Annotated in this window: 29 protein-coding genes; 11 read left to right on the plus strand and 18 right to left on the minus strand. The window is 33.7% G+C overall.

Annotated elements, in window-relative coordinates:
- From PHC28_RS01110 to PHC28_RS01140, 7 genes are all read right to left on the minus strand, one after another.
- On the minus strand, positions 1-1,540 hold a 1,540-nt coding region (locus tag PHC28_RS01110), incomplete at its 3' end, for a 4Fe-4S dicluster domain-containing protein (protein ID WP_300095755.1).
- Positions 1,541-1,542: 2 nt separating this feature from the next.
- A complete protein-coding gene (locus PHC28_RS01115) occupies positions 1,543-2,838 on the minus strand; it encodes an FAD/NAD(P)-binding oxidoreductase (protein ID WP_300095758.1) in 1,296 nt (431 codons plus the stop codon).
- Positions 2,839-2,893: 55 nt separating this feature from the next.
- Positions 2,894-3,586: a TIGR04283 family arsenosugar biosynthesis glycosyltransferase gene (locus PHC28_RS01120; RefSeq protein WP_300095760.1), complete on the minus strand. Its 693-nt coding sequence runs from the start codon at positions 3,584-3,586 to the stop codon at positions 2,894-2,896.
- A complete protein-coding gene (locus PHC28_RS01125) occupies positions 3,579-4,379 on the minus strand; it encodes a DUF547 domain-containing protein (RefSeq protein ID WP_300095762.1) in 801 nt (266 codons plus the stop codon). The genes PHC28_RS01120 and PHC28_RS01125 overlap by 8 nt, the downstream gene beginning before the upstream one ends.
- Positions 4,380-4,434: 55 nt before the next feature.
- Positions 4,435-5,307 (minus strand): sterol desaturase family protein, encoded by an 873-nt coding sequence (locus tag PHC28_RS01130; protein ID WP_300095764.1) that lies wholly within the window; start codon positions 5,305-5,307, stop codon positions 4,435-4,437.
- A 6-nt stretch (positions 5,308-5,313) separates the two neighbouring features.
- Positions 5,314-5,919 carry a TIGR04282 family arsenosugar biosynthesis glycosyltransferase gene (locus PHC28_RS01135; RefSeq protein WP_300095766.1) on the minus strand — a complete coding sequence of 202 codons (606 nt, stop codon included), beginning with the start codon at positions 5,917-5,919 and terminating at the stop codon, positions 5,314-5,316.
- The gene (locus PHC28_RS01140; protein WP_300095768.1) at positions 5,909-6,403 is read right to left on the minus strand and encodes a rhodanese-like domain-containing protein; all 495 of its coding nucleotides are present in this window, start codon (positions 6,401-6,403) and stop codon (positions 5,909-5,911) included. Before PHC28_RS01140 ends, PHC28_RS01135 begins: the two co-directional genes overlap by 11 nt.
- A gap of 615 nt (positions 6,404-7,018) precedes the next feature.
- On the opposite strand from PHC28_RS01140, the gene PHC28_RS01145 reads away from it, so the two are divergent.
- Together PHC28_RS01145 and PHC28_RS01150 are read left to right on the plus strand one after the other, a co-directional pair.
- Complete coding sequence (locus PHC28_RS01145; protein ID WP_300095771.1) at positions 7,019-9,346, plus strand: ATP-dependent helicase; 2,328 nt, start codon at positions 7,019-7,021, stop codon at positions 9,344-9,346.
- A 95-nt stretch (positions 9,347-9,441) separates the two neighbouring features.
- Positions 9,442-10,062, plus strand: a complete 621-nt coding sequence (locus PHC28_RS01150; RefSeq protein ID WP_300095774.1) for an L-threonylcarbamoyladenylate synthase — start codon at positions 9,442-9,444, stop codon at positions 10,060-10,062.
- 78 nt (positions 10,063-10,140) lie between these two features.
- Here the strand turns inward: PHC28_RS01150 and PHC28_RS01155 are convergent, their stop codons facing one another.
- From PHC28_RS01155 to PHC28_RS01170, 4 genes are all read right to left on the minus strand, one after another.
- Complete coding sequence (locus tag PHC28_RS01155) at positions 10,141-10,974, minus strand: OmpA family protein (RefSeq protein WP_300095777.1); 834 nt, start codon at positions 10,972-10,974, stop codon at positions 10,141-10,143.
- Between the two features lie 79 nt (positions 10,975-11,053).
- On the minus strand, positions 11,054-12,040 hold the full coding sequence (locus PHC28_RS01160; protein ID WP_300095781.1) for a glycosyltransferase family 2 protein: 987 nt from the start codon (positions 12,038-12,040) through the stop codon (positions 11,054-11,056).
- Positions 12,041-12,049: 9 nt separating this feature from the next.
- Positions 12,050-12,508 carry a hypothetical protein gene (locus PHC28_RS01165; protein ID WP_300095784.1) on the minus strand — a complete coding sequence of 153 codons (459 nt, stop codon included), beginning with the start codon at positions 12,506-12,508 and terminating at the stop codon, positions 12,050-12,052.
- Between the two features lie 57 nt (positions 12,509-12,565).
- Positions 12,566-13,018 carry a type I restriction enzyme HsdR N-terminal domain-containing protein gene (locus tag PHC28_RS01170; RefSeq protein WP_300095787.1) on the minus strand — a complete coding sequence of 151 codons (453 nt, stop codon included), beginning with the start codon at positions 13,016-13,018 and terminating at the stop codon, positions 12,566-12,568.
- An 87-nt stretch (positions 13,019-13,105) separates the two neighbouring features.
- Here PHC28_RS01170 and holA point away from each other — a divergent pair, with 87 nt between their 5' ends.
- From holA to ettA, 3 genes are read left to right on the plus strand one after another with little or no spacing between them, the layout of a single operon-like run.
- On the plus strand, positions 13,106-14,110 hold the full coding sequence (gene holA / locus PHC28_RS01175) for a DNA polymerase III subunit delta (protein ID WP_300095790.1): 1,005 nt from the start codon (positions 13,106-13,108) through the stop codon (positions 14,108-14,110).
- 48 nt (positions 14,111-14,158) lie between these two features.
- Positions 14,159-14,341 (plus strand): CAL67264 family membrane protein, encoded by a 183-nt coding sequence (locus tag PHC28_RS01180; protein WP_300095793.1) that lies wholly within the window; start codon positions 14,159-14,161, stop codon positions 14,339-14,341.
- A 26-nt stretch (positions 14,342-14,367) separates the two neighbouring features.
- A complete protein-coding gene (ettA, locus tag PHC28_RS01185; RefSeq protein ID WP_300095796.1) occupies positions 14,368-16,062 on the plus strand; it encodes an energy-dependent translational throttle protein EttA in 1,695 nt (564 codons plus the stop codon).
- Between the two features lie 59 nt (positions 16,063-16,121).
- Here ettA and PHC28_RS01190 read toward each other — a convergent pair whose 3' ends face one another.
- The 3 genes from PHC28_RS01190 to PHC28_RS01200 form a co-directional block, all read right to left on the minus strand.
- A complete protein-coding gene (locus PHC28_RS01190) occupies positions 16,122-16,247 on the minus strand; it encodes a hypothetical protein (protein ID WP_300095799.1) in 126 nt (41 codons plus the stop codon).
- Between the two features lie 75 nt (positions 16,248-16,322).
- A complete protein-coding gene (locus PHC28_RS01195) occupies positions 16,323-16,736 on the minus strand; it encodes a thiol-disulfide oxidoreductase DCC family protein (protein ID WP_300095802.1) in 414 nt (137 codons plus the stop codon).
- Between the two features lie 9 nt (positions 16,737-16,745).
- Positions 16,746-18,911, minus strand: a complete 2,166-nt coding sequence (locus PHC28_RS01200) for a DNA mismatch repair protein MutS (RefSeq protein ID WP_300095805.1) — start codon at positions 18,909-18,911, stop codon at positions 16,746-16,748.
- A gap of 82 nt (positions 18,912-18,993) precedes the next feature.
- Here PHC28_RS01200 and PHC28_RS01205 point away from each other — a divergent pair, with 82 nt between their 5' ends.
- From PHC28_RS01205 to PHC28_RS01220, 4 genes are read left to right on the plus strand one after another with little or no spacing between them, the layout of a single operon-like run.
- Complete coding sequence (locus PHC28_RS01205) at positions 18,994-19,284, plus strand: nucleotidyltransferase domain-containing protein (RefSeq protein WP_300095809.1); 291 nt, start codon at positions 18,994-18,996, stop codon at positions 19,282-19,284.
- The gene (locus PHC28_RS01210; RefSeq protein ID WP_300095812.1) at positions 19,277-19,639 is read left to right on the plus strand and encodes a HepT-like ribonuclease domain-containing protein; all 363 of its coding nucleotides are present in this window, start codon (positions 19,277-19,279) and stop codon (positions 19,637-19,639) included. The genes PHC28_RS01205 and PHC28_RS01210 overlap by 8 nt, the downstream gene beginning before the upstream one ends.
- A gap of 4 nt (positions 19,640-19,643) precedes the next feature.
- A complete protein-coding gene (gene ung / locus PHC28_RS01215; protein WP_300095814.1) occupies positions 19,644-20,318 on the plus strand; it encodes a uracil-DNA glycosylase in 675 nt (224 codons plus the stop codon).
- 22 nt (positions 20,319-20,340) lie between these two features.
- Complete coding sequence (locus tag PHC28_RS01220) at positions 20,341-21,474, plus strand: serine hydrolase (protein WP_300095816.1); 1,134 nt, start codon at positions 20,341-20,343, stop codon at positions 21,472-21,474.
- A gap of 4 nt (positions 21,475-21,478) precedes the next feature.
- Here PHC28_RS01220 and PHC28_RS01225 read toward each other — a convergent pair whose 3' ends face one another.
- From PHC28_RS01225 to PHC28_RS01240, 4 genes are all read right to left on the minus strand, one after another.
- Positions 21,479-22,006 (minus strand): GNAT family N-acetyltransferase, encoded by a 528-nt coding sequence (locus PHC28_RS01225; protein WP_300095819.1) that lies wholly within the window; start codon positions 22,004-22,006, stop codon positions 21,479-21,481.
- Between the two features lie 3 nt (positions 22,007-22,009).
- The gene (locus PHC28_RS01230; RefSeq protein WP_300095822.1) at positions 22,010-22,876 is read right to left on the minus strand and encodes a nucleoside phosphorylase; all 867 of its coding nucleotides are present in this window, start codon (positions 22,874-22,876) and stop codon (positions 22,010-22,012) included.
- Positions 22,877-22,980: 104 nt separating this feature from the next.
- On the minus strand, positions 22,981-23,310 hold the full coding sequence (locus PHC28_RS01235; protein WP_300095825.1) for a translation initiation factor: 330 nt from the start codon (positions 23,308-23,310) through the stop codon (positions 22,981-22,983).
- A 199-nt stretch (positions 23,311-23,509) separates the two neighbouring features.
- Positions 23,510-24,460, minus strand: a complete 951-nt coding sequence (locus PHC28_RS01240; protein ID WP_300095828.1) for a 2-oxoglutarate and iron-dependent oxygenase domain-containing protein — start codon at positions 24,458-24,460, stop codon at positions 23,510-23,512.
- A gap of 167 nt (positions 24,461-24,627) precedes the next feature.
- On the opposite strand from PHC28_RS01240, the gene PHC28_RS01245 reads away from it, so the two are divergent.
- Both PHC28_RS01245 and PHC28_RS01250 read left to right on the plus strand, forming a co-directional pair.
- Positions 24,628-26,604, plus strand: coding sequence for a dehydrogenase E1 component subunit alpha/beta (locus PHC28_RS01245; RefSeq protein WP_300095832.1), 1,977 nt, complete (start codon positions 24,628-24,630; stop codon positions 26,602-26,604).
- Positions 26,605-26,686: 82 nt separating this feature from the next.
- The coding region (locus PHC28_RS01250; RefSeq protein ID WP_300095835.1) for a DUF433 domain-containing protein at positions 26,687-26,878 on the plus strand (192 nt) is incomplete at its 3' end.

The following is a 26,878-nucleotide window of genomic DNA, read 5'->3' on the forward strand; positions in this document are numbered from 1 at the left end:
CATTCGCGTTTATTCTTCCTTCTTCAGCACCATTTTCTAATTTTAAAACCCCTCTAGGACAAACTGCCGAACAAATACCACAACCAACACAAGAAGAGCGCACAATGTTTTCGCCTTTTTGGGCATAACTTCGGACATCAATTCCCATTTCGCAATGAGTTGTACAATTGCCGCAAGAGATACATTGACCTCCATTTGTCGTAATTCTAAATCTTGAAAACAAGCGTTGTTGCAATCCCAAAATTGCTGCCATCGGACAACCAAAACGGCACCAAACCCGATTGCCTAATAACGGATAAAACCCCACACCAATAACACCGCTAAAAGCTGCACCAATGGCAAAACCATACCATTCACGAAGTGAATTACTGTCTATAAAAAGAATATTTTGATTTTCTGAAAAGTAATTTATTGCTATTGAAATGATAATAATTGCAACCAAAGAAACCATTGTGAATTTGGCATCCGTATCTAAATCATTGTGTTTAAAAATGTATAAAATACCCGTAAATACAATTAAAAAAATTACAATCCCATCCACAAATTGGTCTTTAGTAATGAAGCTCATTTCTGGATTATTGGACAAAAAGGTGAAGATTACAGCAATTGTCATCACAAACGAAAACACTAAAACGGAATGGATCATCCAGCGTTCTATTTTCCAAGCTTTTTGGGTTGAAATGGATAAATGACGAAAGCTGTCTCCCGCTGTTTCAGCCAATCCGCCACAACCACAAACCCAAGAGCAATACCAACGTTTGCCATAGAAATAGGTTAATATTGGCGAAATAATGAATATCATTGCGATACCGAAAACAAGCATAAACATTCCGAGGTTTCCACCATTTAGCAGTCCTTTTAAATGCCAATCATTAAAGAAATAATAATTGAGAGGCCACATATTTTTTAAGTCTTTAGCAAAATACTCCTTTCCTGGATTTAATTTTTCGAGTATTTCAGGTATCAAAAAAGCAAAACCCAATTGGAAAAATAGTACCGAAATGGTACGAACCAATTGGTATTTGTTGTGTCGGTATTTTAGAATGAATTTGTAGCCCAAACCAAGAATAGCAACTGTATAAAGCGTTCCGTAAACAAACCATTGACTGGCAATTTTGCCATTCAATACTAAACTTAATGGGTCGAAGAAGCCAACAATTCCTGAATTTGCTTCTCCGTTTTCACCTAAACCTAAATATTTTGGAAACCAATATAAAACGACATAAAAGGAGGTTAGTAAAATACCAATTATCCAAGCAAGAACTCCTTTGTTGGTAAATGATTTATGAAAAAGTCCGTTATTGCTGATGCCTTCTGGTCGAGACAAATAAGTGCTTCTAGCATAGATGATAATTCCAACAAAAATTGAGATTATTGAAATACTAAACCAAAGCGTTTTATTTGGAAAACTAACATTAAAAAATGCCAATGTTAAAATGAATAGTCCAATAAAACCAATAGCTAAACCTAACTTTTGAAATGTATTTGTCCTATTATCTTGATGTGAAGCTATCGAGATATTTTGTGCTGATTTGCTCATAATTAAACCGTTTTTAATCCCACAAATTGTTTTACAAAATGTTCTTGGATTTCTTTTTTGTGTGAGGTGAAAAATTCAGGATCGAAATTGGCTTCCGCCAAATGATGAATGACATAATCTACCGATTGATTTTCGGTAAGCACTTTATCAAAAAACTCGTGACGCATTCTTATTCCAAAAGTATTTATACCCAAAAACACTCTAGTTTCTTTGTGGAACGAAATTCTAATGGCTTTTTTGCCCGAATGATGTTCCCAATAAAATTGCTCTTCGTAGTCTTTTTTGTGAGCCCAAACCCAACCGTAAGTTTGGTATTCAATGTCCAAAAATTTGGCAGAATTGAACCAATGTCCAGGATTGTATTGCGTAGGATTTCCTGTCAATGTTTGAGCCAATGCTTCGCCCATCATTCTACCCGTGTACCAAACGGCTTCTATCGGTCGGCGTAAACCAATGCTTTCGTGTTGTTCGGCACAATCTCCAATGGCAAAAATATCTTTGATATTAGTCTCTAGAAAACGATTGACTTTAACACCTCGACCTAACGCAATTCCAGAATTTTTAAGAAAATCGATATTGGGAGAAACACCAGCAGTTAAACCCACAATTTGACATTCGATGGTTTCATTTTTGTCAGTCACAACAGCTCTTGCGTTGCCATTTTCATCTGAAAGAATTTTGAGTAAACCCGTTTCTAATCGCAAATCAATATGATGTTCAAGAATATGGCGATTGATCATTTGGCTTTCGCCGAAAGGCAAAACTGCATCCCAAAAACTTTTTTCACGAACTAAAAAAGTAACTTCAATATTGCGTGAACGAAGCATTTCGGCAAGTTCAATTCCGATTAAACCACCACCAACAATAACTGCTCGTTGGCAAGTTGGCGCAAAAGCTTCCAAGGTTTCTAAATCTTGCTTGTGATACAAACCCGTAATGCCTTTTAATTCCTGACCTTGCCAATCAAATTTATTCGGTTTTGAACCTGTTGCAATAACTAATTTATCATAATTGATAATGGTGTCATCATCTAAAATAAGTGCTTTATCTTTTGTGTTTACGTGTTCAACTAAACCATTTATGAGATTGATATTGTTTTTCTTCCAAAAATCATTTTCATAAGGTTGAGTGTGTTCAAACTTCATATGTCCCATAAAAACATACATTAAAGCGGTTCGAGAAAAGAAAAATTCCGTTTCCGAAGAGATAATGGTAATTTTATGATTGGATTGTTTTCGGATATGACGAGCGAGTGTAACGCCTGAAATTCCGTTACCTATAATGACAATATTTTCCATAAATGGGTTTGTTTTGTTGCGATAATAGACTTGCCTATTGTGATTTCCTGACAAACTATTTTACATATTTTCTGTAATAATCCAACATACTTTCAACAGAATGCCCTAATCTTCGCTTGAGATGAATGACTGTAAAATGATATTGTAAAGTCCAAACACCATTTTCTCGGTAGCGTCTGGCAGAAGTAATCAGGTATTTTGGAATGACTGCGAACTTTCCTTTTTGATACAATCGTTTTATAATTTCATTGTCTTCATAAATGATGTAATTCTCATCATAACCGCCAATTTCATTAAATAATTCTTTGGTAACAAATAAGGATTGGTCGCCACCACGACACGAAATGTGATTTATTCTGGTAAACCATTGCGAAACCAATAAAACAGGATGTAAATGGTCAAATTTCAAACGAAAACAACCAGCTTGATTTCCATTTTGAACTTGTTCCCATACATATATATCGAAATTTTTAGGAGGAAAACTATCGCAATGCAAAAAATACAATATATTTCCCGAAGCTGCTTTTGCACCTGTATTTAATTGTTTTGCTCGTCCTTTTTCGGAATTAATAAGTCTTGCTTTTTGATGATTTTGAACTGTTTTTTGAGAACCATCGTTACTGCCACCATCAACCACAATAATTTCATAATCAATGGTTTTTGAAATTGTGTTTTCTAAATGCAGCAAAAGTCGATGTATAGCATCGACTTCGTTGAGTATGGGAATAATTATGGAAATTTTATTCATTCAAATTCCAGTTGTATTCTTTGTATTTGACTTTTGCATTTTTATTGATTTTTATGGAACTGTATTTATTTAGAAAATCAATCAACGTCCCTTTGGTTTTAAAATCGCCTGAAAACCAATCAAAAATACTCGAAATTTCAATTTTATCTGATGCAATTGTATTTTTAGTTCTATCATTCACGAATGATTTTGCAGCAGTTTCTAGTTGTTTCTCCAGAGCGGTTTCTGTGTATGCTTCATTTGCTAAATTTGGACAAGAAAAAGAAGCGCAGTTGATGGCAAAATGAATTCTTGGTTCGTTCATTTTACGCAATATTTTATGTTCAATTTCGCCTAAACTGTATTTCTTGTTTCCCAAAGTAAAAAATGCTGTATCCCAAGGATTGTCTATTTTTTTAATACTTTTTACAGGATAATTATCCAAAATCAATTTAACGGTATAAGCGTTGTAAGTATTAATCCAATAAGCAAGTACGGCATTTTTTGACCACGATTTTTCAGGAGGATTTTTTGCTAATACATTCAAATAGGATTGCAAAGCTGCGGCATCTTTTTGGAAACCTTTATAATCAACATTTCCTTTGTTAGAGACGTGTTTTTGCAATAAATCATTCCATTGTTTGTGATCGATGGTTTTTTGATCAGTCGTAATTTGGGTTTGCGTGCCGTAAGCAATTTCAGGAATTGTATTATTGCTCTTTGCACACGAAATAAACGGCAGAAAAAGTAATGCTAAAATGTATTTTTTACTCATAATTATTATTTGTTCGTATTCGTGAATCTTCGATTTCATTTTTAGTGTATTTTAATTTACTGTATAGACATCAAAAATTAGAAAACCTGACAAATTATTTTTGAAATGGGTAAAATTCTTGTTTAACAAAGTCTTTTGGGAAGCTATTTTCGTCGTCAAATCCTAATTCGATATCTCGTCCGTCTGCTGGAATAAAATTGGTTTTAAAAAGATAATCCCACACACTTAATGAAATTCCGAAGTTGACACCATATTTTGTGGGCAATTCTTTGCTATGATGCCAAATGTGCATTTTTGGATTGTTGAAAATGTATTTCAAAAAACCGTAATCCCAACCAATATTGGCGTGGTTCAAATGTCCGATTGCGATGGCAATAAAGTGAACGATAAAAACATCTTCAAGGGTAAAACCGCCAACGAGTATCAACGGAATGTATAGGATGGATTTATAGATAATTGCTTCCATCCAATTGTAGCGAAATTGTGTCGCAAACCCCATTTGTTTGGGTGAATGATGCGTTTTGTGAACTTGCCAAAGAAATGGAATTCGGTGTAATAATCGGTGCGTATTCCATTGTATAAAGTCGCCTAAAATAAAAAATAAAAGTAATCCAAAAGGTTTCGGTAATGCTGAAAGTGAAAAAAGCTGAATTGAGGCTAATTGAAAACCGAAAAAGGACAAAAAATCGTTTAATAATTGTTCGGTAACATTGGATAATGCTATGAGAATGATTAGATTTAGAAGAAAGAAATTGAAAAACATATAGAACAAGTCTAGCCAAAAATCTTTTCGGAATATAGGTTGATTTTTTCGCCAAGGAAAGGCAATTTCTAATAGCCAAACTACTAATGAAATTGCCAATAATCCGTAAAAATAGTTGTTCCAATTCCAATATAGAATTTCGTTTATTAAGTAGCCAAAATAGCCTCCGTAAGAATTGATTATTATATCGATGTACTTTTCCATTTTGGTTTAGCTGTTCTTTAGAAATTTGTAATAATTACTTTTTTCTAAATCTTCAAAGGTGTCAATGTCATTGAGGGTTTCTAAAAATTCAATTTTATAATTTTCTAAATCTTTCAAAGTATCCGGCAAAACGGTAGAAGTTCCCCAATTCTTATTTTTAAAAATGGAAGGGATTACTTTTTTCAATCCTAACAAGTAATAACCACCATCTTCTGCTGGACCAATAATAACATCATTACTTTCTAATTTATTGAAAGCTTCATTGATATGATTGGATTTCAGGTCAAATAAATCGCTCCCAATTATGATGCAATTTTGATACCCTAAATCAAATAATTTTTGAAAAGCATTCTGCATTTTAGCTCCTAAATGGGAACCAAATTGCACTTTTTTTTCATAGAAATTTACTGACCATAAGTCGTTAGTTTCTATATTTTCATCATAAAAAACAAATTTATCACAATCTAAATTTTGGGTTTCATTCATTGTATGAAGGAGCAAATCTTTATAAATTTCCAAAGCTTTTTCATTGCCAATTGTTTTTGCCAATCGGGTTTTTACTTTTCCTAATTGAGGATTTCGGGTAAAAATTATCAGTGCGTTAGTCTTCATAAACTTTAGTTCCCTTTTTTAGATAAACACTCCATTCTTTATTGAAAGTATGAATTTTATCGGTTTCGACATTTTGATTAGTTACTACTTTTCCGCCATTATTTTTCCATTCAAAAATACCTCCGTATAAATTGAATACATTTTTATAACCCAATTTCTGTAGTTTTTCACCAATTTTTTCGCTCCGAACTCCAATGGAACAATACACCACAATAGTAGCATTTTTATCTTTTAGAATTGTGGTAACTTTTTTGCTATCGAATCTATCAAATCCTATATTTATGGCATTTTCAATATGGCTAACATTAAATTCTTTGATTTGTCGGGCATCCAGTAAAATATAATTCTCCTTTGATTGGAGTGCCGCAACACTAATGTAAGGAACCGATTTATTGTTTAATTTCTCTAAAATCTTTGGAATTGTATTTTGAGCAAAACAGAAAGTTGTTAAAATTACAGCAATTGTTGTTATTAGAAATTTCATCGTATTCGTTTACTAATTGTCGTTATTAGACAAAGTAAATGCAAATTCCTGACAAGCTACAAAAATTAAAATTAATTTGCTTTTGAAAGTTTAGTAATGCTATTCATTTTGTCTCTTAAAATTTATACATTGTTGATGTGCTGTATATTTTTGGATTAGTTTTTATGGAAAATAGGATGTAAGAGAAAGAGAACTCTTGATGCTGTTTCTGTTTTTTGTTGATGTGTAAAAATCCATTTTCTGCCATTAATATCGATGTTTATATTTGATAATTTAACCCGTTGGTAGTACTTTCACCTATTTGCACCAAATTGACTCCTTAAGCTAACGATTACAGTACATAAAAAAAACGTAAATTAGATTTGCTCTTTAAACTGTTGCGTAATGGCACGAGTGTAATTCTGGTTGGGAAATGTTTGATGACCCCATTGGTGGCATTTATTAATATTTTGTTTATCCAAAAGAATTTCCCCTCAGAGCATATTTATTAGTTGAATTCAAGAAAGTTTAAATCAGTTCATAATCTGCGAATCTGCGGTTAAATTATTTTGATTAATAGCAACCTCCTTTTTTTAATTCTTAAATCCTTATTTTTGCATTCAACAGAAAATTTTTATGCGCAAATACATCGACCAACTTAACGAAGCCCAACGTGAACCCGTTCTCCAAAAAGATGGGCCAATGATTATTATTGCTGGTGCAGGCTCTGGAAAAACACGTGTATTGACTATTCGTATTGCTTATTTGATGAGTTTGGGAGTGGATTCTTTTAGCATTTTGGCTTTGACTTTCACCAATAAAGCAGCTCGCGAAATGAAAAAGCGTATCTCAGATATTGTAGGTTCTAACGAAGCCAAGAATCTTTGGATGGGAACTTTCCACTCCGTTTTTGCTCGAATTCTTCGTTCTGAATCTGATAAACTAGGTTATCCTTCCAATTTTACGATTTATGATACTCAAGATTCTGTTCGGTTGATTTCGGCAGTTATCAAGGAAATGCAATTGGATAGAGATGTTTATAAACCCAAACAAGTTTTAAGCCGAATTTCATCCTATAAAAATAGTTTGATAACTGTAAAAGCATATTTCAATAATCCCGAATTGCAGGAAGCTGATGCGATGAGCAAAAAACCTCGTTTGGGCGAAATTTATCAAAATTATGTAGAGCGTTGTTTCAAGGCTGGAGCTATGGATTTTGATGATTTATTATTGAAAACCAATGAATTGCTAACTCGTTTTCCTGAAGTTTTGGCGAAATACCAAAACCGTTTTCGCTATATTTTGGTTGATGAGTACCAAGATACCAACCATTCACAATATTTAATTGTTCGGGCATTGTCGGATAAATTCCAAAATATATGCGTCGTTGGTGATGATGCTCAAAGTATTTATGCGTTTCGAGGTGCCAATATCAATAACATTCTGAATTTCCAAAAGGATTATGAGAACGTGAAAACCTTTAGATTAGAACAAAATTACCGTTCGACAAAAAATATTGTGGAAGCGGCGAATTCAATTATTGATAAAAATAAAACTAAACTTGACAAAATAGTTTGGACAGCCAATGACAGTGGTGCCAAAATAAAAGTACATCGCAGCATCACAGATAGTGAAGAAGGTCGTTTTGTAGCCAGTACCATATGGGAACAAAAGATGCAAAATCAATTGCATAATGGAGCTTTTGCTATTTTGTATCGTACCAATGCGCAATCGCGAGCAATGGAAGATGCGCTAAGAAAACGGGATATTCCGTATAGAATTTATGGTGGTTTGTCTTTTTACCAAAGAAAAGAAATCAAGGATGTTTTGTGTTATTTGCGATTGGTCATTAATCCGAAAGATGAAGAAGCATTAATTCGGGTTATTAATTATCCAGCTCGTGGAATTGGAGATACAACGGTCGAAAAATTGACTGTTGCAGCCAATCATTACAAGCGTTCGATATTTGAAGTAATGCAGAATATTGATAAAATTGACTTAAAACTGAACTCAGGAACCAAGCAAAAACTACAAGATTTTGTAACGATGATTCAGAGTTTTCAGGTAATTAACGAAAATCAAGATGCTTTTTTTATTACCGATCACGTAGCCAAAAAAACAGGATTAGTGCAAGAATTAAAGAAAGATGCGACTCCAGAAGGAATGGCAAAAATTCAAAATATTGAGGAATTATTAAACGGTATCAAGGATTTTACCGAAGGTCAAAGAGAAATTGACGGAGCTCGTGGCGCATTATCTGAGTTTATGGAAGATGTTGCTTTGGCAACCGATTTAGACAAAGACACTTCCGACGAAGATCGTGTGGCGTTGATGACAATACATTTGGCTAAAGGTCTGGAATTTCCTCACGTTTTTGTTGTGGGAATGGAAGAAGATTTGTTTCCAAGTGCGATGAGTATGAGTACAAGAAGCGAATTGGAAGAAGAACGCCGTTTGTTTTATGTCGCCTTAACTCGTGCAGAACATCAGGCGTATTTGACCTATGCGCAATCCCGCTACCGTTGGGGGAAACTGACGGATAGTGAACCTTCGCGTTTTATCGAAGAAATTGATGGTCAATTTTTAGAATATCTTACTCCCGAAGAAAATAATTATCGCTATAAACCAATGATTGACAGTGATATTTTTGGGGATATTGACAAATCAAAATTGCGTTTGGCAAAACCAACTGCAGGAAGCCCCCCAGCCCCCGAAGGGGGAGCAAGAACTGAATTAAATATTCGTAAATTGAAACCTGTTTCTAGTAATTCAGGTTCGGGTTCGGCTAATTTATTTGACAATAAACTGGTTGCTGGAAATATCGTGATGCACGAACGTTTTGGTAAAGGCGAAGTGCTAAATCTTGAAGGAGCTGGTGCAGATAAGAAAGCCGAAATCAAATTTGAGGTGGGTGGAATCAAAAAATTATTGTTAAGATTTGCGAAATTGGATGTGATTGGATGATAAAAAAGTTTAAAAGTTGTTTAAAGATGGTTTAAAATTGTTTAAGCCAATACAACTTTAAACTTTTAAACAATTTAAACTTTAAACTAAAAGAGATGGCACAATTTATAAAAATATACGAAGACAAACCTAACGAAGCGGCAATTGCCAAAGTTGTGAAGGTTTTGCAAGACGGAGGTTTGGTTATTTATCCAACAGATACTGTTTATGGTTTGGGTTGTGATATTACCAATACCAAGGCTTTGGAACGTATTGCTAAAATAAAAGGAGTGAAGCTGGACAAAGCCAATTTCTCTTTTATTTGTCACGATTTGAGCAATCTTTCTGATTATGTGAAGCAAGTGGATACAGCAACTTTTAAATTGTTAAAAAGAGCTTTGCCAGGACCCTATACTTTTATTTTGCCTGGAAATAATAATTTGCCTAAAGAATTTAAGAAGAAAACTACTGTTGGGATTCGTATTCCAGATAATTCAATTGCTTTAGAAATTGTTCGTCAATTGGGTAATCCAATTGTTTCCACTTCCATTCACGATGAAGATGACGTGATTGAATACACAACGGATCCAGAACTTATTTTTGAGAAATGGCAAAACCTTGTCGATATGGTTATTGATGGTGGTTATGGAGATAATATGGGTTCTACAATTATCGATTTGTCTGGCGATGAACCTGTCGTTGTTAGAGAAGGGAAGGGTAGTTTGGATATTCTTTAGTTTTTGGCAATTTGAGTATAAATAAAAACGTCCCGATTGCTCGAGACGTTTTTCATTTCAAATAAACTGAATACTATTTTATTTTTGTTGTTTTTTCATTTCTTTTTCAACCATTTCATAGAATTGGTCAATTTTTGGTAACACAACAATACGAGTTCTTCTGTTTTTTGCTTTGTTTTCAGGGGTGTCATTTTCAACTAAAGGAACATAAGAACTTCTTCCTGCAGCAATCAATTGTGCTGGATTCACTTTCAAATCATTAGCTAAAACACGAATGATAGAAGTAGAACGTTTTACACTCAAATCCCAGTTGTCAAGTAAAACTCCGTTACTGATATAAGGAACATTATCGGTATTTCCTTCTACCATACATTCAAAATCTGGTTTGTCATTAACTACTTTTGCTACTTTAGCCAAAACTGCTTTAGCTTTGTCGGTTACATCGTAGCTACCACTTTTAAATAATAATTTATCAGCGATTTGGATAAAAACAACTCCTTTTTCAACATTGATTTCGATATCTGGATCAGAAATTCCAACCGAAGATTTCAAACTTGTTACAACAGCAAGTGTAACGCTATCTTTTTTAGTTAATGCATCTTGCATTCTGCTAATTTTCAAATCTTTTTCTTTGATTGATTCTAGAGCTTTCTCAATATTTTCAGCTCCTTTTGTAGTCAAAACAGTCATATCTTTTGATTGTGAAATCAAAGTTTGATTGTGTTCTTTCAAACCATCAACACTAGCTTTAAGACCTGCTTTTTCTTCTAAACAAGAATTCAGTTTTACAGTACAAGTATTTAATAAATCTTGAGTTTCTTTGTTCTTGGCTTCAAGATCAGCATATTTCTTTTTAGAAACACAAGAAGTCATAATCATTAATACGGATAGGGCAATGAGCGTTTTTTTCATAGAGGATAAAATTTAATTAAACGTGAATTACAAAGTTAGTTTTTTAAGATTAGAAATAAGGTTTAAATTTATGTTAAAATTATTTTTCAAAAACCTTGCCACCTTTGACATAATATTGAAAAATAATGCTTTTTATTTTATAGTATTTCTCAGATTGAAATAAATCTCTTTTCTTATAATTCACATTAACAAGTAAATAAAATGCAAAGTGAGCTTTTAAAATAGCCCATAAATGTTTAAATTTTCCTTGAAAAAAAAATTGTACTCCAGCTATTCCGTCTAATACTAAACGAATGAATAGTATAGGAAACAACTGATTTTTTGGTAAATTTTTTACCATCATCAACAATGAATTTCTGAAATTCAAAAAGGTTTTCTTCGGATTTCCTTGTTGCAATGTCGCTCCGCCAACGTGATAAACAACAGATTGCCAATTGTATTTTATTTTAAATCCTTTATTGAATGCTCTCCAACATAAATCAATCTCTTCCTGATGAGCAAAAAAATCACTGTCAAAACCTTTCAACCCATTATAAACTGAACTTCGAATAAAAAAACAAGCACCCGAAGCCCAGAAAATTTCGCAATTGTCATCATATTGTCCGTTGTCTTTTTCTAAAGTTTCAAAAACACGTCCACGACAATAGGGATAACCAAATTTATCAATAAATCCACCTGCTGCGCCTGCATATTCAAAATATTCTTTTCGTTTATAATCTAGTATTTTAGGTTGAATGATAGCTGTTTTTGGTTCGTTTTTGAATGTTTCACTGATAGGTTTTAGCCAGTCTTGGGTCACTTCAATATCGGAATTAACCAAGGCATAAATCTCAGCATCGATATGTTTCAAAGCTTCATTATAACCTTGGGCAAAGCCAAAATTATTTTCGTTTACCACGATTTTAACCATTGGGAAATTCGCTTTCACAAACGCAATAGAATCATCAGTCGAGGCATTGTCGGCAACATAAATATCAGCTTCTGTAGAAAATTGTACAACAGAGGGTAAGAACTTTTCCAATAATTTTGTCCCATTCCAATTGAGTATGACAACGGCTATTTTCATTTAGATATTTTAGATTTTCGGATTTATAGCTTCTACATCGTTTAGCCGTTTTTGAATATTTTTCTTTTTCATTTTAGTGTAAAAAAAAGTGATAATATATACAATCAGGAGATATGGGCAATAAACTAAATAAGACATAATTGCTTTTAGAGGCCAACCAATTCCCATCATACTCATTTCTAAGTTTTTTACTTTGTCTAGGTTTTCAGTTGAAACATTTTCAAATCTTTCAATATCATTCATCGAATCGAAATTGTAACCATAATAAGAAAGAAGAATTTTATCAGAGTAGTGTGACCACCACGCAAAAAATAATGTTAAAATTGAAGTTATTAAAATTGCAGAAATTATATAAAGAATAAAGTTATACTTCACATTCAGTTGGTTTAGCTTATATATTATAAATGAAGGTGAAACAATCAATCCTATCAATAAAATGAATGAAATAGATGTAGTTATTATTTGCATTTTTTATGAACTTAATTATTTATTTTATCAATTTGTCTATAGTCTTTAATCTATTTTCTATATTCTTTTCTCGTAATCCGGCAATTCATTCAAAAACTCATATTTTTCATTCTCAAAATCCATTTGGCAAAAGTAATGATTATGACCATTGGTTACCATCATATATTCGGCTTTCAGTGTCATATTGTAGCGGGCAATTTGGTCAAAAGTAGCTTGTGCCGTTTTAATTTCGGGAGCTTTACATTCGATTAAAACAAAAATGGAACCATCGGGATTGAAAACTACAATGTCGTATCTTTTTCGTAATCCGTTGACGTTTAAAACTTTTTCGACGTTAATTAATGATTTAGGATATTTTTTTTCTTCTAATAAAAACCGAACCACGTGCTGCCTAACCCATTCCTCGGGAGTGAGAATGATAAATTTTTTCCTAATTTCATCGAAAATAGACACTTTATTTTCGCTATTTTTGAAACGAAAAGAATAAGAAGGAAAATTCAATTGCTGCATCTTGCAAAAATAGTTAATTTAGTTTCAGGTTTCAAGTTTCAGGTAGCACAACTTGAAACCTGAAACCTGAAACCTGAAACACAAAAAATGGACGAAGTTTTAAAAATAGTCAATGATATCAAAGCGGGAAACATCAAACCAATCTATTTTTTGATGGGTGAAGAGTCCTATTATATCGATAAATTATCCGATTATATTGAAGATAAAGTGCTGACGGAAGACGAAAAAGGTTTTAACCAAACGGTTTTATACGGACGCGATGTTTCGATAGATGACATTGTTTCGACAGCCAAACGTTATCCTATGATGGCGGAACGCCAAGTTGTGATTGTTAAAGAAGCGCAGGATTTGTCACGAACCATTGATAAACTCGAAAGTTATGTCGAAAACCCAATGCTTTCTACAGTTTTAGTTTTTTGCTATAAATACAAAACGTTGGACAAGCGCAAGAAAATGACCAAAATGATGGACAAAGTTGGTGTTGTTTTCGAAAGTAAAAAATTATATGAAAATCAAGTTGGCGATTGGATTAAACGGGTTTTATCAGGAAAAAATTATTCAATTGAGCCTAAAGCCAATGCAATGCTAGTAGAATTTTTGGGTACGGATTTGAGTAAAATCAATAACGAATTAGAAAAATTGCAAATCATTTTACCGAAAGGAAGTACCATTACACCTAAACATATTGAGGATAATATTGGTTTTAGCAAAGATTTTAATGTTTTCGAATTGCGGAAAGCCATTGGCGAACGCAACCAATTCAAAGCCTACACTATTGCGGATAATTTTGCACAAAACCCAAAAGACAATCCAATTGTAATGACTACAAGTTTAGTTTTTGGATTTTTTGTTCAATTGCTAAAATACCACGGTTTGAAAGACCGAAATCCTAAAAATGTTGCTTCAGTTTTGGGAGTAAATCCATTTTTTTTGAAAGAATACGATGTTGCTTTGCGTAATTATCCAATGCGAAAAGTGAGTCAGATTGTTGCTGCTTTGAGAGATGTTGATGTGAAAAGTAAAGGAGTTGGTGCTAATGCCTTGCCACAATCGGATTTGTTAAGAGAAATGCTTTATAAAATTTTTAATTAGCCGTGAAAATTCACGATATTTACAACTTCAAAAAATACAATTACAATTATGGGAATGAATAAAAACACCATTTTAGGATGGGCAACATTATTGATGTTAGTGATGGGAATATTACTCATAGCATTAGGTGCTTTTCGTTATGATGACGTTGCAGGTTGGGGATTTGCAGCTGTTGGTATAGGTTTTTTAGCCAATGCTTGGGTATTTAGTTCATTAAAAGGAAGATTATAATAATTATTTAAATTACAAATTAAAAAATGGCAGACGATAAAAAAGTAATTTTCTCAATGCAAAAATTGAGTAAAACTTATCAAGGAGCAGATAAACCTGTTCTTAAAAATATATATTTAAGTTTCTTTTATGGAGCAAAAATTGGAATTTTGGGACTCAATGGTTCCGGAAAATCTTCACTTTTAAAAATCATTGCAGGAGTCGATAAAAATTATCAAGGAGATGTTGTTTTTCAACCAGGTTATACGGTTGGTTATTTAGAACAAGATCCACAATTAGATGAAACTAAAACTGTTCTAGAAATTGTTCAAGAAGGAGTTGCCGAAACAATGGCTGTTCTTCAAGAATACAATGATATAAATGATTTATTTGGTCTTCCAGAAAATTACGAGGATGCTGATAAAATGGACAAGTTGATGGATCGTCAAGCGGCGTTGCAGGATAAAATTGATGCTCTTGGTGCTTGGGAAATTGATACAAAATTAGAGATTGCAATGGATGCATTGCGTACTCCAGAAGGTGATACACCTATCAAGAATTTATCTGGTGGTGAGCGTCGCCGTGTGGCTTTATGTCGTTTGTTATTGCAACAACCTGATGTTTTGCTTTTAGATGAGCCTACGAATCATTTGGATGCCGAAAGCGTACTTTGGTTAGAGCAACATTTGGCACAATACGCCGGAACCGTTATTGCAGTAACGCACGACAGATACTTTTTGGATAATGTGGCTGGCTGGATTTTGGAACTCGATAGAGGAGAAGGAATTCCTTGGAAAGGAAATTACTCTTCTTGGTTGGAACAAAAGTCGAATCGAATGGCTTTAGAAGAAAAAGTAGCTTCGAAACGTCGAAAAAACTTAGAACGGGAGTTAGACTGGGTTCGTCAAGGTGCCAAAGGTCGTCAAACCAAACAAAAAGCTCGTTTGCAGAACTATGACAAACTGTTGAATGAAGACCAAAAACAATTGGATGAAAAACTGGAAATCTATATTCCAAATGGGCCAAGATTAGGAACTAATGTCATAGAAGCGAAAGGTGTAGCGAAAGCTTTTGGAGAAAAACTGCTATATGATAATTTGAATTTTACCTTGCCACAAGCTGGAATTGTTGGAATTATTGGACCTAACGGAGCTGGAAAATCGACCATTTTCAAGATGATAATGGGAGAAGAAAAAACTGATAATGGTGAATTTTCGGTTGGTGACACTGTAAAAATAGCCTATGTAGATCAATCGCATTCGAATATTGATCCCAATAAATCAATTTGGGAAAATTTTGCCGATGGTCAGGAATTGATTATGATGGGTGGACGACAAGTAAATTCTCGTGCTTATTTATCGCGTTTCAACTTTGGAGGTGGAGAGCAAAACAAGAAAGTATCGATGCTTTCCGGTGGAGAAAGAAACCGTTTGCACTTGGCAATGACTTTGAAAGAAGAAGGAAACGTACTTTTATTAGATGAACCTACGAATGATTTGGACATCAATACGCTACGAGCTTTGGAAGAAGGTTTAGAAAATTTTGCAGGTTGTGCCGTTGTAATTTCACACGACAGATGGTTCTTAGATAGAATTTGTACGCATATTCTAGCGTTCGAAGGCAACTCCGAAGTGTATTATTTTGAAGGCGGATTTTCTGATTATGAAGAAAACAAAAGGAAACGTTTAGGTGGTGATTTGACACCTAAAAGATTGAAATATAGAAAATTGATTAGAGGGTGATTCTAATTTTATAATTTATTTAAAACAAAAAGAGGGGAGCTATTTAGTTTCCCTCTTTTTTATTTTTTCTTATCAGAATTCATCATCAAGATAACAGCCCCAACTAATACAATTATTACAAAACTAAAAACACCAATCATAATAAATGACCCATTTCCCCAAGAATACAGTGGTATATTTCCCATAACTCAAATTTTTTATTAGTCAAATTTAGTAGTATTGCTGGATAATAAATATGATAATTGTCATAGTTAATGATTTTACAAAAATTTTGACTTTAATTCTTCTTTAGGAACTAAACAACTTTGTTTTTTGCCATACCATTGATAGCGATTTTTGGCAATGTAATCATAAAGATAGTTTCTAATTCCAGTTGGAATAATTCTAAAAATAGTTCCTATATGGAAAAATCCACCAATACTTTTCGAAATTTCCAAAGCTGCTGAAGACTTGTAATAATAGGCAATTCCAGGTTCATAAAGAATGATACTGTCTATATTTTGAGGATTGATTCCGATATGTTTTAAAATTTCTTGACCTAATTCGGATTGCAAAGGAACAAATCTAAAAATATCTTTTTTGTCGTGATTGATTACAAATTGTACTGCCGAATCGCATAAATTACAAACGCCGTCAAAGAGTATTATTTTTTTATTTTGGGGTAAGTTTTGCATAATTTAAAATTATTTTTTTACAGCTTCTACTAACTCCAATAGATCTAAACTCACTTTCGAAGTAAACATTCCGTAATTGACAGTTGCCTTGTTTTTCTCAATAGTATCAATACTTCCCACCGCTTTTCCGTCAATCATTCGAACTCTGTCACCCACTTTTAAAATAGCTTTTGGCTTTTCGATGACGGGTTTTAGCTTCTTTTCTTTTTTTATCACTCGAATTTCTTCAACTTTTACTTCGACTTCTTTTAGGATTTCTTTTTTCTTCTCGACAATTTTTTTAGCTTCTCGAGGTGCAATTTTAATACGTTTTGAATTTTCGATTTCTACCAATTTTAGGAATTCGCCAATAAGATCTTTTTTGTTTTTATTATTGAAATAATTTTCGGCAATAGATTCAATTTTTTGTCCAATGTAAATTGTCTTTTGGTTACTATCATACAATTCCTGGTAACTTTCCAGTTTTTGTTTGATTTTCACGTTGATAGTTTCCATTTTTTTGCTTTCCTCTCGTGCTCGAGTTTCTTCCTCTTTTAGATTGATTGACGTTTTTTCCATTTTCGAACGCTCTTTTTGAAGTGTGGCAATGGTTTTATCAAAACGTACTTTTCCGACTTCAATTTTTTTCTTGGCACGATTAATCAAACCGTAAGGAATTCCATTTTTCAAAGCAACTTCAAAGGTGAACGAACTTCCGGCTTGACCTAAAACCAATTTATACATCGGTTCTAAAGTTTTTTCGTCGAACAACATATTGGCATTGATAGCAAAAGGCAATTCGTTTGCCAAAATTTTCAGGTTCGAATAATGCGTAGTTATGATTCCAAAAGCTTCCCGATGATAGAATTCTTCCAAGAAAATTTCTGCCAATGCACCTCCCAATTCTGGGTCAGAACCAGTACCAAATTCATCAATCAAGAACATTGTTTTCTTGTTGCATTTCTTCAAGAAGTAGTTCATATTCTTCAATCGGTAACTGTAAGTACTCAAATGATTTTCAATGGATTGGTTGTCTCCAATGTCAGTTAATATTCTGTCGAATAAAAAGGTTTCGCTGCGTTCGTGAACAGGAATCAACATTCCGGATTGTAGCATTAATTGGAGCAATCCTACAGTTTTAAGTGAAATGGTTTTTCCACCTGCATTGGGTCCAGAAATTACAATAATTCTTTTTTCCTGGTTCAATTCGAATGTTTGAGGATAGGTAATTTCTTTTTTTTGTTTGTTATTCAAATACAAAATAGGATGAAAGGCATCTCTAAAATACAATCTTTTTTCTTCTGTAATTGTCGGCAAAATTCCATTGATTCTATTGGCATATTTTGCTTTGGCAGCCACCACATCAATATCGCTTAGAAAATCTTGATATTGGATAAGCAAAGGCAAAAACGGTCGAATTTGGTTGGATAATTGTTTCAGAATTCGAGTGATTTCTTCTTTCTCTTCATACTCCAAATTGCTCAATTCTCGGGAATATTTCAAGGTAGTTTCTGGTTCAATATAAGCGATGCTTCCCGTTTTTGAACTGCCTAAAATAGAACCTTTCACTTTGCGGCGATACATTGCCAAAACCGCCAAAACTCTACGATTTTGAACAAAACTTTCCTTAATATCATCTAGATAACCTAACGAATTGTATTGCGTTAAAGCCACACCAAAACTCTGATTCACTTTTCCACGAACCAGATTCATTTCTCTTCTAATTTCTTGTAATTGTGGAGAAGCATTGTCTTTTATTTCGCCATATTTATCGACCACAACATCAATCAAGCTACTGATTTCCTTCGTAATTTGAATTTCTGAAGCTTTTCGATTTAAATAAGGATAATAGTCATCGAATTTCTTGAAATAGTTCAACATAAAATTCGTGGTATCTGAAATGGTGGCAATTTTTCTGAAACCGCCTACTTCTAGAAAACTATCTTCTATTGTCAAAAACTTAATTTCATAAGTTATCGCATCAAATCCGTGATTGGGAATGGCATTGTTATTTTGGAAAGAAGAAACATATTCCGAGGTTTGCATCAAGGCATTCATTAACGTTTCCTTGTCCTTGAAAGGTATGATTTCTAAGGCTTTTTGCTTGCCTATATCGGTGTTGCAAATGGCCGAAATGGTTTCGAGAACGGTTGGAAATTGTAAATCTTGAAGCGTTTTTTGGGTTATGGATATCATTTAATTTTTGAATTGCATAACTGCAAAGTTACAAAGTTGTTAAGTTGTAATAATCTAAAAAAATAATATTTATATTTGTTAAATGAAAAAGGACGAAATAATCAAGACTTTAAAAACAGATAAGCAATTCCTCAAAGATAATTATGGGGTTGTTACCATAGCTTTATTTGGTTCTTATGCAAAAGGAATTGAAAATAAGGAAAGTGATGTTGATTTCATTGTCGAATTTAAAGAGCCATCTTATAGCTTATTAATGGGTCTGTATTCTTATTTAGAAAACAAATTAAATTCCAAAATTGAGATTGTTAGAAAAGGACCTCATTTATCCGAGCGATTTCTTAATAACATTAAAAAAGATTTAATTTATGTATGATGGTGTTTACAAATACTCGCTAGAAACTATTTTGGATCACGTCAACATTTGTAATAAAAGATTTTCTGAAATTCATAATCCAATTGATTTTATTGCAACTGATTATGGAAAGACTTTACTAGATTCCATTGTTACTCGACTTCAAGCTATTGGAGAAAGCCTAAAAAACACCTCAAGAAAAAACAATTTATTGCAAACCAATTATCCAGAAATGGAGTGGAACAAAATCATTCGATTTCGGGATTTTATTTCTCATCATTACGAAATGTTGGATTATGAGATTGTTTATGAAATATGTGAGGATTATTTACCAAAATTGGAAGTGGTTATAAAAACTGAATTAGGTAAATTTTAATATAATGCAACCCAAACTCAATCCTTCTTGGCAAACCATTTTATCGGATGAAATCCAGAAACCGTATTTCACGGATTTAATGAAAACTGTCGATGAAGAATATCAAAATCATACTTGTTTTCCTCCAAAAGAATTACTATTTGCTGCTTTTGATTATTGTTCGTTTGATGATTTGAAAGTTGTTATTATTGGTCAAGATCCTTATCACGGGATAGGTGAAGCCAATGGATTGTGCTTTTCGGTCAACGATGGAGTTAAAATTCCGCCTTCCTTGCGCAATATTTTTCGGGAATTGAATGACGATTTGGGTACTATTTTTTTTCCAACTTCTGGCAATTTAGAACATTGGGCAAAACAAGGCGTTTTGCTTGTGAATGCTTCACTTTCTGTCAGAATGGACAATCCAAACAGTCATAAACATTTGAAATGGAATCTTTTTACCGATGCAGTTATTCGGAAAATTTCGGACGAAAAAGAGAATGTAGTTTTCCTGCTTTGGGGAAGTTTTGCTCAAAAGAAAGGTTCTAAAATTGATAGAAAAAAACATCTGGTTTTAGAATCGGGACATCCATCACCGATGAGTGCTAATCAAGGAAAATGGTTTGGAAACAGACATTTTAGTAAATCTAACTTATATTTGAAAGAAAAAGGGATTCGTTCAATAGAATGGCATTTCTAATCATAATCAAAACTCAATTCAAATGAAAATCTGCCGTAGTTTACTAATAATAACGTTAATTTTTTTGGAGTTTGGATGTTCTTCAACAAAGAAAAACATATTGCAAACAGCATTGGCTTCTGATAATCCGAAGATAAAAACAGTTATGTCAAATCCAGAAGCGTTTGAACTTCAAATTATTTATACCCAAATTTTGAGGGATAAAAATAACAAAGTCAGTTTTAAAGATTTTACTTATCATTTGAATGCTAATAATTACTATTATCCTGCAAGTACAGTGAAATTTCCAATGGCAATTTTAGCTTTAGAAAAGTTAAATACCATTAAAAATACTTCAAAAGACACTCAATATATGATTGAAGGAAACCCGGATAAGCTTCGATTTTCGGAAGAAATTACTAAGGTTTTTGCAGTGAGTAGCAATGAAGCCAGTACTAATTTATTAGAGTTTATTGGATTCGATTATTTAAATGATAGTATGAAATCCAAGGGTTTGACACCTTTTAGAGTGTCGAACAGAGTTAGCGCTCCCGATGCGGGAAATCCAATTACGAAACCCATTACACTGTATAAAGATGATAATTCCATTATGAATTTGCCAGCGATTCAGAATAAACCGAGCGTTCCTTTACAATTGCATCATCTCAAAAAAGGAATTGGATATATGAAAGATGACAAGTTAGTTAACGAACCGTTTGACTTTTCGAATAAGAATTATTACCCGTTGGAAACACTTCAGAACACGATGAAAAGAATAATTTTTCCAGAGGCTTTCTCAAAATCGGAACGTTTTAATTTGACAGCAAAGGATAGAGAATTCATTCTTTTTTCGATGCAAAATGTACCCAAAAATGCAGGTTATGATCCTGCAATTTACTACGATGGTTATTGCAAATTTTTTATGTTTGGTGACACAAAAGACAACATTCCAGCCAATATTAAAATTTATAATAAACCAGGAGATGCTTATGGAACAATCATAGATTGTGCTTATATTGTTGACACGGAAAACAAGGTTGAGTTTATAGTTTCTGCGACTCTTTTGGTCAATAAAGACCAGATATTCAATGACGATATTTACGAACTTAATGCGGTAGGTTTGCCTTTTTTGGGAGAACTTGGGAGACAGCTTTATGCTAAAAACGTAAAAAAATAATTAGTTAATAATTTTCATTTTCTAATTGGTACCAATTCCAAGAAACACCATCTTCTAGATATTGTTCAGTCATTTTCATTCCAATTTTTTGAAGAATTCTATTAGAAGCTGCATTGTCAGAATGCGCTGCAGCTTCCATAGTTTTGATATTCATAGTTTCGAAAGCATATTTTAGCCAAGCAAATGTTGCTTCACTTGCGTATCCTTTTCTCCAAAATTTTTCGTCTAATCTATACCCAATATCGTAGAAATTAGTTTTGTTATTCACCTCTTCAGTATTATATTTTATTCCAGCCCAACCGACAAATTCATTGGTTTCTTTCAAAATCATTGCAAATCTCCCAATGCCATTGTCAACATATTGTTTTCTGACAAAGGCAATCACTTCGTGGGTTTCTTCAATGGTTTGGACAGGTTTATTCCATAAATATTTATGAACATTAAGATTGCTGTCCATTGCAAAAAAAGCTTCTGCATCAGAAAGTCTTAGTTCACGAAGAATAAGTCTGTTGGTTTCGAGGATTAAATTCATAGGCTATTCCGCTAATTTTTCCAAAGCATACCCAATCAATTCATCGACAGCTTTGTATGGATCTTCGCTAAAAGTTCCATTAGCACGATTGGCAATAATAGCATTTAAGGATAAACAATTATGACCCAATAATTTCCCCAAGCCATAAATAGCGCTCGTTTCCATTTCGAGATTCGTCATTCGGGTTCCATTATAGTCGAAACTGTCCATTTTAGCATTTAAGTTTTCATCCTGAATATTCAAACGCAATACACGTCCTTGTGGACCATAAAATCCACCAGCAGTTCCTGTTATTCCTTTGAATATTTTATCGCTTTCCATACGTTTTTCTAATTTTTCAGAACAAGAAATCACATAAGGTCGTCCTTTTTTTAAATCCCAATTGGTGTGTTGGATGAAAGCATCTTCCATAGCGATTTCTGAGATTTCATCAATCAAATAGGAGCGAAGCATATTGTCTAATCCCAACCCAAATTTCCCCATAACGAAACTATCAACGGGAATATCGGCTTGCAATGAACCCGAAGTTCCAATTCGGATAATGTTTAAAGAAGTTAGATTTTCTTTTGGCTTTCTAGTTTTCAAATCGATGTTGACCAAAGCATCTAATTCGTTCATCACGATGTCAATATTGTCAGGCCCAATTCCTGTTGACATTACGGTAATTCGTTTGCCTTTGAAAATCCCTGTTTGGGTTTTGAATTCCCTTTTTTGAGTCGAAAACTCGATGCTGTCAAAAAATTGCGTGATTTTTTCAACACGGTTTTGGTCTCCAACAAAAATAATGTCGTTGGCAATATTTTCTGGTTGTAAGTTCAAATGATAGACACTTCCGTCTGGATTGAGTATTAATTCTGATGATTTAATCATTGTTTTTTTTTTACCGCAAAGGCGCAAAGTTTTCGCAAAGCACACAAAGCTAATTATTAGTATTATTGTTTTTAATCTGAAATCTGCATTCTGAAATCTGCAATTTACCCACCAACTCGTTTTACTTTGAAGCCTTTTTCTTTGAGAATTTGCATAATTTTGTCTCGATAATCTCCTTGAATGATTATGGAATCGTCTTTGAAAGTTCCGCCAACGCTTAACTTTGTTTTAATTTCTTTGGCAAGAATCTTAAAATCTTCGTCAGTTCCTTCGTAGCCTTCGATTATCGTAGTGGCTTTTCCTTTTCGCTTTTCGAATTTACAAATTATGGGTTCTTTTTGAATGAAAAGTACGTGATCTTCTTCCTGAATTTCTTCGGGTTCCGATTCGATATGGTCGGGAAATAAATTTTTTAGTTGTTCTTGTAAGTCCATATTTTTATTTTTTTTGGGACGCGGATAAGGCGATTTGACACTATTTGTTCTTACTGCTTGTCACGCTGGAAGCGTCTAAACTATATTGCTCTCGAGTGTTGAGACGCTTTCAGCGTGACAAATGATACTAATACTAATTACAATTGGACTCTATTAAATATATAATAAATAGGAAATCCGTGTCATCTGCGTTCCATTTTTATTTTTTGATTAATCCTAGATCTACTAATCTTTCGTAAAGATATTCTCCTGCGGTGATGTTTTCGAATTGCTGCGGGTTTTCGGCATCAACGCAATTTTCAAGACAATCTAATTTCATATCACTTACTGGATGCATAAAAAACGGAATGGAATATCGAGAAGTTCCCCATAATTCCCTTGGAGGATTTACCACTTGGTGAATAGTAGATTTCAATTTGTTATTTGTATGACGTGAAAGCATATCACCAACATTAATGACTAATTCGTCTGGCTGAGCAATGGCATCAATCCAATCTCCATTGTGATTTTGAACTTGCAAACCACGACCTTGAGCACCCATCAAAAGCGTAATCAAATTGATATCACCGTGGGCTGCGGCACGAATAGCATTTTCTGGCTCGGAAGTTATTGGAGGATAATGAATGGGTCTTAAAATGGAGTTGCCTTCTTGGGCATATTCATCAAAATAAAACTCGTCTAAACCTAGATGTAAAGCCAAAGCTCTCAATACATAAACACCAGTTTTTTCCAACATTTGGTATGCTTCTTTACCCACAATATTAAAGCGTGGCAATTCTTTTACTTCAACATTATCAGGATATTCTGAAGCGTATTTAGAGTTTTTTTCTACATATTGTCCAAAGTGCCAAAACTCTTTCAAATCGCCTTCTTTTCTGCCTTTGGCGTGTTCTTTTCCAAAAGAAACATAACCTCTTTGACCTCCAATTCCAGGAATTTCATAACCGTTTTTGGTTTCTAATGGTAAAGCGAAAAAGTTTCTAATTTCGCCATACAATTCTTCGACTAATTGGTCGTCTAAAAAATGCCCTTTTAAGGCAACGAATCCAATTTCTTCAAAAGCATTTCCGATTTCATTTACAAATTTTTGTTTGCGTTTCGGGTCGTCCGAAAGGAAATCACGCAAGTCAACACTAGGAATTTTTTGCATACACTATTTTTGTAACTTTAAAGTCTTAAAATCTCGAACCAACAAATATAAAGAATAATTCTAATTCCGAATTTTAAAAGCTAGAAATAAATTTAAAAAATATAACAAAAACAGATGAAACTGTTATTTTTTCATACTTTTGAACTGCAATTAAAAATGTTAATCCAATGAATTTCGACAGAAAAAATCTTACAGATAATCAATTATTAGATTTATATAAAAGATTATTAAAACCAAGGTTAATTGAAGAAAAAATGTTGATTCTTATTCGCCAAGGGAAAGTATCAAAATGGTTTTCTGGTATTGGTCAAGAAGCCATTTCTGTTGGGGTTACGGCGGTTTTGGATACAGATGAATACATTTTACCAATGCACCGAAACTTAGGTGTTTTTACTGGAAGAGATATTCCATTATACAGGCTTTTTTCACAATGGCAAGGCAAAGCCAATGGTTTTACTAAAGGTCGTGATCGCAGTTTTCACTTTGGCACACAACAATACAAGATTATTGGAATGATTTCGCATTTGGGGCCGCAATTAGGTGTTGCTGACGGAATAGCTTTGGCCAACAAATTGAAGAAAAACGGAAAAATAACCGCCGTTTTCACCGGAGAAGGAGCTACAAGTGAAGGTGATTTTCACGAAGCTTTGAATATTGCTTCGGTTTGGGAATTGCCCGTAATGTTCATTGTCGAAAACAATGGTTACGGACTTTCGACACCCACAAACGAACAATTTCGTTGCGAAAATATTGCTGATAAAGGAATAGGTTATGGAATGGAAAGTCACATCATTGACGGAAATAATATTGTTGAAGTGTTCAATAAATTATCAGAGTTGAAAATTTCTATGATTGAAAATCCTCGTCCTGTTTTATTGGAATTCAAAACCTTCAGAATGCGGGGTCACGAAGAGGCGAGTGGCACTAAATATGTACCTTCAGCCTTGATGGATTTGTGGGCAATAAAAGATCCAGTTAATAATTACAGGAAATATTTGGCCAAGAACGGAATCCTTTCGGAAGAATTTGATTCAGCTTTGCGCAGTGAAATCAAGACAGAAATTGATGAAAATCTGGCTCTTGCCGATGCTGAACCCGAAATCATAGCTTCTTATGATGAAGAATTAAATGATGTTTATAAATCATTTGTATTTCAAGAAGTTAAATATTCGAATGATGTAGAAAATATTCGTTTTATTGATGCCATTTCCAGTAGTTTGAGACAATCAATGGAACGCTACGAAAACTTGATTATTATGGGGCAAGACATCGCTGAATATGGTGGTGCTTTCAAAATTACCGATGGATTTGTAGAGCAATTTGGCAAAGAACGCGTTCGGAATACACCAATATGCGAAAGCGCAGTAGTTTCGGCTGGAATGGGATTATCTATCAACGGATTCAAGGCGGTTGTCGAAATGCAGTTTGCCGATTTCGTTTCTACGGGATTCAATCCAATTGTGAATTTATTAGCCAAATCGCATTACCGATGGCAAGAAAAGGCCGATGTGGTAGTTCGAATGCCTTGCGGTGGCGGAACACAAGCTGGACCTTTTCATTCGCAAACTAACGAAGCTTGGTTTACCAAAACGCCAGGATTGAAAGTAGTTTATCCCGCATTTCCATTCGATGCAAAAGGTTTGTTGAATGAGTCTATCAATGACCCCAATCCGGTTTTATTTTTTGAACACAAACAATTGTATCGAAGTGTTTACCAAGACGTTCCAAAAGATTATTATACCATTGAGCTAGGAAAAGCGGCTTTATTGAAAGAAGGGAATCAGGTTACCATTATTGCTTTTGGTGCAGCCGTTCATTGGGCTTTGGAAACTTTGGCGAAAAATCCAGAAATATCAGCTGATTTATTGGATTTAAGAACCTTGCAACCTTTGGATACTGAAGCGATTTATGCTTCTGCCAAGAAAACGGGAAGAGTAATCATTTTTCAAGAAGACTCATTATTTGGTGGAATAGCCAGTGATATTTCAGCATTAATAATGGAAAATTGTTTCCAATATCTCGATGCGCCGGTAAGACGTGTGGCGAGTTTAGACACTCCAATTCCTTTCACAAAAGCTTTGGAAGACCAGTATTTACCCAAAAACAGATTTGAAAAGGAATTGTTGGAGTTGTTGGATTATTAGGGATGTTACTCTAAAAATTGTATATCACAAATGAGCTATGACTATGATATTTTTTGTATTTTTGTTATCTAAATGTCAAATTATGAATTTATTAGACAGAATAACAATAAACCCAGAAATTGTCCACGGAAAACCTGCTATTAGAGGTATGCGTTGGACTGTAGAAATGATTATTGACCTTTTGGGTTCAGGAATGTCAGTCGATGAAATAATTGAAGACCATCCCGAGCTCGAAAAAGAAGATATTTTGGCAAGTTTAAAATTTGCTGGAATG

Origin of the sequence: Flavobacterium sp. (genome assembly GCF_028712645.1) — a bacterium.
Classification (GTDB): domain Bacteria; phylum Bacteroidota; class Bacteroidia; order Flavobacteriales; family Flavobacteriaceae; genus Flavobacterium.

Bases quoted from the DNA above. Each gene is read 5' to 3' on its own strand.
- PHC28_RS01165 (WP_300095784.1), bottom strand. From the start codon at position 12,508: ATGCAAATAATAACTACATCTATTTCATTCATTTTATTGATAGGATTG.
- PHC28_RS01210 (WP_300095812.1), top strand. From the start codon at position 19,277: ATGTATGATGGTGTTTACAAATACTCGCTAGAAACTATTTTGGATCAC.
- PHC28_RS01200 (WP_300095805.1), bottom strand. From the start codon at position 18,911: ATGATATCCATAACCCAAAAAACGCTTCAAGATTTACAATTTCCAACC.
- PHC28_RS01240 (WP_300095828.1), bottom strand. From the start codon at position 24,460: ATGCAAAAAATTCCTAGTGTTGACTTGCGTGATTTCCTTTCGGACGAC.
- PHC28_RS01220 (WP_300095816.1), top strand. From the start codon at position 20,341: ATGAAAATCTGCCGTAGTTTACTAATAATAACGTTAATTTTTTTGGAG.
- ettA (WP_300095796.1), top strand. From the start codon at position 14,368: ATGGCAGACGATAAAAAAGTAATTTTCTCAATGCAAAAATTGAGTAAA.
- PHC28_RS01125 (WP_300095762.1), bottom strand. From the start codon at position 4,379: ATGAAATCGAAGATTCACGAATACGAACAAATAATAATTATGAGTAAA.
- PHC28_RS01135 (WP_300095766.1), bottom strand. From the start codon at position 5,919: ATGAAGACTAACGCACTGATAATTTTTACCCGAAATCCTCAATTAGGA.
- PHC28_RS01140 (WP_300095768.1), bottom strand. From the start codon at position 6,403: ATGAAATTTCTAATAACAACAATTGCTGTAATTTTAACAACTTTCTGT.
- PHC28_RS01170 (WP_300095787.1), bottom strand. From the start codon at position 13,018: ATGCAGCAATTGAATTTTCCTTCTTATTCTTTTCGTTTCAAAAATAGC.
- PHC28_RS01235 (WP_300095825.1), bottom strand. From the start codon at position 23,310: ATGGACTTACAAGAACAACTAAAAAATTTATTTCCCGACCATATCGAA.
- PHC28_RS01120 (WP_300095760.1), bottom strand. From the start codon at position 3,586: ATGAATAAAATTTCCATAATTATTCCCATACTCAACGAAGTCGATGCT.
- PHC28_RS01130 (WP_300095764.1), bottom strand. From the start codon at position 5,307: ATGGAAAAGTACATCGATATAATAATCAATTCTTACGGAGGCTATTTT.
- holA (WP_300095790.1), top strand. From the start codon at position 13,106: ATGGACGAAGTTTTAAAAATAGTCAATGATATCAAAGCGGGAAACATC.
- ung (WP_300095814.1), top strand. From the start codon at position 19,644: ATGCAACCCAAACTCAATCCTTCTTGGCAAACCATTTTATCGGATGAA.
- PHC28_RS01145 (WP_300095771.1), top strand. From the start codon at position 7,019: ATGCGCAAATACATCGACCAACTTAACGAAGCCCAACGTGAACCCGTT.
- PHC28_RS01155 (WP_300095777.1), bottom strand. From the start codon at position 10,974: ATGAAAAAAACGCTCATTGCCCTATCCGTATTAATGATTATGACTTCT.
- PHC28_RS01190 (WP_300095799.1), bottom strand. From the start codon at position 16,247: ATGGGAAATATACCACTGTATTCTTGGGGAAATGGGTCATTTATTATG.
- PHC28_RS01225 (WP_300095819.1), bottom strand. From the start codon at position 22,006: ATGAATTTAATCCTCGAAACCAACAGACTTATTCTTCGTGAACTAAGA.
- PHC28_RS01180 (WP_300095793.1), top strand. From the start codon at position 14,159: ATGGGAATGAATAAAAACACCATTTTAGGATGGGCAACATTATTGATG.
- PHC28_RS01230 (WP_300095822.1), bottom strand. From the start codon at position 22,876: ATGATTAAATCATCAGAATTAATACTCAATCCAGACGGAAGTGTCTAT.
- PHC28_RS01195 (WP_300095802.1), bottom strand. From the start codon at position 16,736: ATGCAAAACTTACCCCAAAATAAAAAAATAATACTCTTTGACGGCGTT.
- PHC28_RS01115 (WP_300095758.1), bottom strand. From the start codon at position 2,838: ATGGAAAATATTGTCATTATAGGTAACGGAATTTCAGGCGTTACACTC.
- PHC28_RS01205 (WP_300095809.1), top strand. From the start codon at position 18,994: ATGAAAAAGGACGAAATAATCAAGACTTTAAAAACAGATAAGCAATTC.
- PHC28_RS01150 (WP_300095774.1), top strand. From the start codon at position 9,442: ATGGCACAATTTATAAAAATATACGAAGACAAACCTAACGAAGCGGCA.
- PHC28_RS01160 (WP_300095781.1), bottom strand. From the start codon at position 12,040: ATGAAAATAGCCGTTGTCATACTCAATTGGAATGGGACAAAATTATTG.
- PHC28_RS01245 (WP_300095832.1), top strand. From the start codon at position 24,628: ATGAATTTCGACAGAAAAAATCTTACAGATAATCAATTATTAGATTTA.